1 protein-coding gene and 1 pseudogene are annotated in these 1,681 nt (G+C 70.0%); both read right to left on the bottom strand.

Annotation, left to right across the window (positions count from 1 at the left end; all coding sequences use genetic code 11):
• A pseudogene (locus tag HUK84_RS17170) lies at positions 1-207 on the bottom strand (ABC transporter permease); the annotation flags it as partial.
• Positions 204-1,681, bottom strand: a 1,478-nt coding sequence (locus tag HUK84_RS17175; protein WP_176641347.1) for an ABC transporter substrate-binding protein, incomplete at its 5' end; no start/stop codon positions are given. The pseudogene HUK84_RS17170 and the gene HUK84_RS17175, both read right to left, overlap by 4 nt.

Raw genomic sequence — 1,681 nt, forward strand, 5'->3', positions numbered from 1 at the left:
GAAGCGCAGCGGCGCGGGCCGGTCCAGATGCAGGCTGTGCCGCAGGGCCTGCACGGACTGGGGCGTGGCGCTCTGCCCCAGCACGCTGTCCGTCGCGTCGCCCGGCAGCAGGCTGGTGATGGCGAACACGGCCACCACGACGAAGACCAGCGACAGCGCCGCCGTCGCGAAGCGGCGCCCGACCAGCGGGACCAGAGCGCGCCTCACGCCCCGCCCCCGTCCAGCCAGACGAAGCGGGCGAAATCGTAGCCCATCAGTTGCCCGGCCTGGCTGGGACGCAGGCCGCGGACATGGGGCGCGTACCCGTCCAGGCTGGTGGTGAAATTGGGAATGCAGACGCCCGAGCCGCCCTTGATCATCGCCTGCATGTCGCCGTACAACTGCCGGCGCCGCGCGTCGTCGCGCGTGGCGCGGGCTTCGGCCAGCATGGCGTCGAAACGCGGGTCGCGCCAGCGGGATTCGTTCCAGGGCGACGCGCTGGCGAAGCCCATTTCGAAGATCAGGCTGGGCGCGGGACGCGGATTGACGTTGCCGAACCCGAACGGCGCCTTCATCCAATATTGCGTCCAATAGCCGTCGGCCGGCACGCGCCGGACCGCCAGGTCCTGGCCGATGCGGCGCGCGGCATATTGCAGCAGCACCGCGATATCCACCGACCCCAGCGCGGCCGGCGAACAGACCAGAGGGATGCGTTCGCCGAGGAATCCGCCGCGCCGCAGCAGGAAACGGGCGCGATCCGGGTCATGGACCGCCGGGGGCAGGTCATGGTTGCAATAGGGGCTTTCCGGGGCGATCGGCTGGTCGTTGCCCAGGCGGGAATAGCCCAGGAAGACCGAACGGCGGATCTGCTCACGGTCCAGCAGGCACTTGATCGCCTCGACGAAGCCCGGCGCGCGCGCCAGCGGCGTGTCCAGCCGGATCGCCAGGTCGGTATAGGTCCCGACCGGACTTTCCATCAGCCCGAAGCCGCCCGCCTGCACCATGCGCACCAGCCGCGGATTGACCGAGGCGATCAGGTCGACATCGCCCGACATCAGCGCGTTGTGACGCGCCATCTCGTCGGGAATGGCAATCAGTTCGATGCTGTCCACGAACGGCCCGTCGCCCCAGAACGCCGCGTTGCGCCGCCCCAGCGTGCGGATGCCGGGCACGAATTCGGCGCAGGTAAAGGGCCCGGTGCCGTTCGCCGTCTCGAAACGCCCCGTGCCGTCGCGGATGATGGCGAAATTGCTCATGGCCAGGATGGCGGGAAAATCGACGTTCGGCGCCGTCAGTACGATCTCGACGTCGCGCGGGCCGGTCGCGCGGATCGTGTCCATGGTCCGCGCCAGCATATATTGCTGCGCGCCGACCGAGGGAATTTTGTGCCGGGCCAGCGAGAAGACGACGTCGGCGGCGCCCAGCGGCGCCCCGTCATGGAAGCGCACGTCCCGCCGCAGCCGGATGTGCCAGGTCGTCAGGTCGTCGCTCTCGATGGTCTCGGCCAGCGCCGGATGCACGACCAGCGCGTCGTCCAGCGCCGTCAGCCCATCGTAGAACATGTGGCCGCGCACGTAGTCCGTCGCCATCGACAGCCGGGCCGGATCCAGCGTTTCCGCCGTCGATCCCACTGCCCCCGCGACGCGCAGATGGCCGCCGCGCACCGGAGCGACGACTGGAACGGCGCCTGGGACGGCGCCCC

This window comes from Nguyenibacter vanlangensis, assembly GCF_013376155.1.
Lineage (GTDB): Bacteria > Pseudomonadota > Alphaproteobacteria > Acetobacterales > Acetobacteraceae > Gluconacetobacter > Gluconacetobacter vanlangensis.